This is a genomic window from Kocuria himachalensis, from assembly GCF_054784195.1.
In genome coordinates, this window is the sequence record NZ_BAAGPL010000043.1 from 1 (window position 1) to 5,139 (window position 5,139).

Genomic DNA, 5,139 nt, shown 5'->3' on the forward strand with positions numbered 1-5,139 from the left:
TCGAACTCCTCCCACACCGGTTTGAGGGGCACCTCTTTGAAAGCGGCGCGGTGTGCCTCCACTCGGTCTGTCATGGTCGTCACGACAACACCCAGAATCCGGATCATGGCGCGATTCTGGTCGTGGACTAGCTGCGCGGTGTCCACCACGACGGGCGTGGCCTGACGCTGATCGTGCAGGTAGTAGGTGAAACCAGCCTTGCTCATACTGATTCGCACGATCCCCACTCCGGCCTGTCTTTTAGCCTTGCGTCCTTGCTCGAAGACGTCGGAAGCTGTGGGGTGACCGATGGACTCGTTGCGAATGGTGCGGATCCCGTGGACGGCTACGTACTCCTCAGATTTCTGCCAGCTGATGCGCCCCTCATCGGTCAAGTGCTCCCGGAGGAGATTGGCGGCGTCCTGGGCAACCACAAGGGACTGGAGCAAGCCGTAGATGTGCAGGTAGCCGACGTCGTCGGTTTTCCAGTAGGCGCTGATGGCGTGCTCTACGTCTCCGAGAGCATCCATGGCGGCGCAGACCCGGTTCCACTCCTGGTGCCACTCGTCACCTCGAGCTCTCATACCTGCGTACGGAAGATGAGGGGCAAGGTCACGGATCTTGGATACGAGCTCATCGACGGTGGGGGCAGTCATCGAGTCAGGCTACCGAAGTAGGTGGACGAGGCATTCGCCAGTCGTGCTCGGGCTCACGGGAGCAACGCAGAGGAGGGCTTCAGGGCTTGGGATGCACTTGGGCGCCCTTCGGCTGGGGCAGGTGGAGATCCGGCAAATGCAATTGACGTTCGGCTTTCGGGGTGTCCGAATATGCCTCTGAGTATCGTCCGTAAGTCTCAAATGGAGGCCGCCCGTGGCACCGAGGGCGCTACGCATCCCTTGGTGCCATGAACCACGGCTCACCGTCGAAATCGTGGTCCGTGCCGGACATGGCGACGGACACACGTTTGGGTTCCGGTAGTTGCTCGGGGACGAACTTCTCGTCCTCGTGATGGTGGAATAGCCACTCGCTCGCGTTCACAACCGTGTGGTAGTTGAAGAACCTTTCCAGTTTCGCCGTGCCGAGCTGAGTCGTGTCGGCCGCACCCTTGTGCACCTTCTCAACCGGAATCTCCAGGTCGATGAGTGGGTCTGGGCTGCTCATGAGCAGCCCGAGTTTCCGAGTGAGCGGGAAGGTGATGCCCCAGGCTGTCATGTAGCCAACCCCCCACCCTGCTTCGTCCCGGGGATCCTGCACCAGGCCCACGGGCGCGTCCGAGGTAATGAGCGAGCGTCGGTCGAACTGCACGAGCGACCACGGTCGACCGACGATGTACTTGTGGAGCTCGCTCGCGAGCTCGATCATCTGCTTGATGTGCTCGGCCTTGGGCCGCTGGATGGGCGGCCCTTCGTGGTGGGTCGCCTGTTGCCAGAGCGTCTCGACGAGCTCGTCGGTCACCTCCCGACCCTGCCGCTCTAACCTTTGACGAAGCCCCAGCTTGCCGCCTGCTCCGACCTCGAGGCGGAGCATTTGTCGGGCGATGTGGTCCATCGTTCGGCGCTGAACTGGCACTCGGGTCGCCTGCAGCGCGACAAAGTACCCAAGCGACATGCGGTCCCCGATTGATAGCGGCCAGCTTCCGTTGGCAATGGTCTTGAAGACATCCGCAGTCACGCCCTCAACCTCGGAAAGACTCTTCTCGATGACGTCATCACCGTCCTCGTGACCCTCTACGGCGTAGAAGTCCTTGGCGACAGAAGCATCGTTGATGGACTGAATGAAGCGCTGGTTGCCGGGCAACCGCACCGTTGCGATGCGCTCCTTCTCCGCAAATCCGCGCAGGTAGAAGCGCGGCACGGTGTGGTGTCGCCTGGCGACGGGGCGGTTCGTTGCTCCCATGCGCCGATTGTCCCGCATACCAACGACGAGTCTGTTGGGCCATCGCACGGTCAGGGCTGTCCGATGCACGGTCTGGCCGCGATCTCCTCGGCCAATCAGAGCCGCAGACAGCGCGCGTTTCGGTTCCTGTGGCGCACACTCGCCGACGCTCGAAGGGGACTACAGAGCGTGGAGGTATCGCCGGGTGTATCGCTGCTGCAGGCGATGGCTGATCGGCGCCAGGGCGCGGGACCACCACGTGCCCGGCCGGGAGAAGGCTGTGACGGTGAACACGACGGTGTCGTCCTCCCGCCATTCGACGCAGAACCTTTCCTCGCCCTGCTCCGGGTGGCCCTGCAGGGTCCCGTAGGCGAAGCCCCGCCGGCGCTCTTCCTCCACCACGTAGACCACTTGGCATCCGAAGGAGATCCGCAGCAGGTGTCGGCCCAGGCGCAGACGGACGCGGCTGCCCTCTTCGGCGCGGGGTGTGGTGGCCTCGACGGTCAGGCCGGCTGCTCGGTGCATCTGCCAGCTCATCAGGCGTTCCGCGGCGCGGCGGAACGTCGGCTCCCCGTGTCCGATGACCCGCTGGGCCCTCAGATGGTCGTACCCGTCGGGCAGCTGCCCGGCCGTGGCGCCGATTTCCGGGTAGGTCAGTGCGCGCTCGAGCAGAGTCATAGCGCTCACTATGCCAAGGGAGCGCTTTACATATGGCCCGATTACCGGCTGGTGGGCGCCGTAGTGGGTATGGGCGCCCACCAGAGGAAGTAGGTCGAGCGGCCCTGCGCTCGGGTGATCCTACTCAGGAGCAGCACCTCCCCCGCCTACGGCAGGGGCCGGCTGAGCTGGCTACGCCGCAGTTGCACGGGCCGTAGGTTGCGGAGCGGCGAAGACCGCCTGCCGGGGGGCATTCGGCACGTCGTTGCCGAGCACGTCGGGGAGGAAAGGCGCTGATGACCGCAGTCATGGTGGTCAGGATCGCGGCGATCAGTGTCATCCAATCCGATGCCTGAGCGGCGTCGATCTGGATGAGTACGGTGAGTGAGGGAGTCGGGGACATGGGGCTCCTTGGAGCTTTGGTAGCTACCCGGGTCCATGTGCATGATGCTGGCCCGGCCTATCCCTCTCTGTGTGTGCGGCCCTCACCGGATTTTTACGGGGTCGCAAGGATGAACTTTTGATCCGGCCTGTCAATCATCGACTCTGCAGGGCTCCCCGTTGGGGATCAGGGATGTGGGGACGACCGCTAGAACCCACCGTTCCTCTGACCGGTGGCGGGCCTGACATCCTGGCTAGAAGAGTCAGCACCACGTTTCATGCGCTCCAGCAATGGCGGCAATCTCCGGGCATTCAGCGGAACTCTTTAGGGATCGGCTGATTGAGCAAGCGATGACCTTCCGATCGAAGTTGCCGGATCCATCGACTCTCTGCGTCATAGGCGTCGCGCCGTCGTCCATGAACTTGTTCCAAGAGGCGGATGCCAGGCCATTGTTCTTGGGCTTGCAGTCCCTGGATCCATTGGTTCTTGGCTGTGCTCTTGCGATGAGCCTCCTGGCAATGGGCCATCAGGCGCTTGTCCAGGCTCTCGCTGGTTTGGCCCACATACCGGGCTTCGTTGCTGTGGGGATCGAAGAGGACGTAGACGTTGAACGCTTGGATCTGCCGCGATGCGGGGCTCATGGCCGAAGCGTATTCCCGGTACTCCTTAGCGCCCGCGCCAACGCGCGTGATGCTTGCTGGGTGCCGAGTGTCGCTGACGAGACCGCCAGCCTTTCACCTCGACAATGCGTGCTCTACGCCGTGGCGAGGCGGGCAAGGGCGCGGACCCCGGCGGTGAACTGGTCGAATTTCAGGCGCACATGGCCGTTCTGGAGGCCTTGTCCTTTGACGCCGAGCTCGCTGAGTTTGAGCTCCATCAACTCCGCAGGGACGAGGCGGGGCTTGGTGATGTTGACCCAGGGCCAGCGGTCGATGACGCCGGGATGGGTTTCTCTCATCTCTTCGATGTAGCTGGCCGGCTGGAAGAGTGGATCGGAGACCACCTCGACGACGGCGTAGCAGTCGCGGGTGTCCTGGGCGCAGATGAAGACGAGGTCCCCGGGTTTGAATTTGGGTTTGCCCTTTTTGGGGCTCGCGAACCGCGACTCTTCCCGCCACCCCTCCAGTGAAGGATCCCCGTATTCGAGTTTCAGCCACAATTCTCGTCCGGGGTCGCGAGCATCATCGAGCAGCTGCTCGGCCAGCTGGAGCGCGGAGACCGCATCCAACCGGTTCTGCTGCGTGCGCTCCGTGCGAGTGAGGTCCTTCGACCGCTCGAGCAGCTGATCGAGATCGCCTGCGTCTGCGGCGCGTGCCGGCCATGAGGCGATCACGGCCCGTGCTGAGGCAGTCTGCTCCTGGTCCAGCTCTACACCAAGCTCACGGTTTGAGCTGGACGAGCTTCCCAGTCCCGCTCCGGTGAGATTGGCAGAGCCCAGCATGGCGCGGTGGCCGACGATGAAGCATTTGGCGTGCAGCCGTTCGACGTGCCGGATCTCGACGCCGGATTCCAGCATTCGCCGGAGACCTTCGACTGAGAGATAGCCGTTGGCCACTGCGCTCGGGTCCAGTGTTGTCACAAGCGTCCAGCTCACCTGGGAGGATCGCGCGGCCGTAGCGATCTGCTGGCATACGTTGAATGCCAGATACGGGCTCGTGAGGACGACGTCACCGTCCGGATCGGTGATGGCGGCTTCCAGCCACTCCGTCGCAGCGTGAATCACGCGCCCCATTGAACTCATGAGGTGACTGTAACGACCGTCTCCAGGATGGGTCCGCCGGCGCGCGCCCTCTGTTGAGGTGTGGTCTTTCTGTGTAAGGGCCCTAAACGGCCCTATTCACGTACGTTTCGGGAGCCTGTACCTCGATGCACGAATGAAGTTCCTGGATGTGCGTGAGGAACAGGCAGTGCTTCAACCAGAATGTTGACATATCAACATTCTGTGAGTTAGCTTGTGCGTGTTCTCGAGGAAGGCTCTGGAGCGGCTGGGTAGCGTGTGTGAGAGCTTCCCGACCGCACTCAGGAGACCCCCCATGGCCCGAGCCCGCAAGAGGAAACAAGTCGAGGGGCAGTTGAGCATTGATGCCTTTCTCTTCCCGGAACCCGAGGAGGTTCGTGATGAATACGTACGGCAAGTTCGCTCAGGAAGCGTGGAGGATGACCGCGCCCGAGGAGTACGCCCAGATCCCGGATCCGGACGCGTGGTTCGAGAGGCTGGGAGAGGAAGCGACCCAGCGGGTGGGCGA

General features: G+C 62.9%; 5 protein-coding genes. All 5 read right to left on the reverse strand.

What is annotated here, in order from left to right:
- Window positions 1–635, reverse strand: a 635-nt coding sequence (locus ACYVM4_RS18290) for a hypothetical protein (protein ID WP_460669465.1), incomplete at its 3' end; no start/stop codon positions are given.
- Window positions 636–864: 229 nt separating this feature from the next.
- Window positions 865–1,875 (reverse strand): DUF4238 domain-containing protein, encoded by a 1,011-nt coding sequence (locus ACYVM4_RS18295; protein ID WP_460669466.1) that lies wholly within the window; start codon window positions 1,873–1,875, stop codon window positions 865–867.
- 159 nt (window positions 1,876–2,034) lie between these two features.
- Window positions 2,035–2,532 (reverse strand): DUF1990 family protein, encoded by a 498-nt coding sequence (locus ACYVM4_RS18300; protein ID WP_460669467.1) that lies wholly within the window; start codon window positions 2,530–2,532, stop codon window positions 2,035–2,037.
- 672 nt (window positions 2,533–3,204) lie between these two features.
- The gene (locus ACYVM4_RS18305; RefSeq protein WP_460669468.1) at window positions 3,205–3,534 is read right to left on the reverse strand and encodes a GIY-YIG nuclease family protein; all 330 of its coding nucleotides are present in this window, start codon (window positions 3,532–3,534) and stop codon (window positions 3,205–3,207) included.
- Between the two features lie 113 nt (window positions 3,535–3,647).
- Window positions 3,648–4,634: a phospholipase D family protein gene (locus tag ACYVM4_RS18310; protein WP_460669469.1), complete on the reverse strand. Its 987-nt coding sequence runs from the start codon at window positions 4,632–4,634 to the stop codon at window positions 3,648–3,650.
- Window positions 4,635–5,139 lie beyond the last annotated feature (505 nt).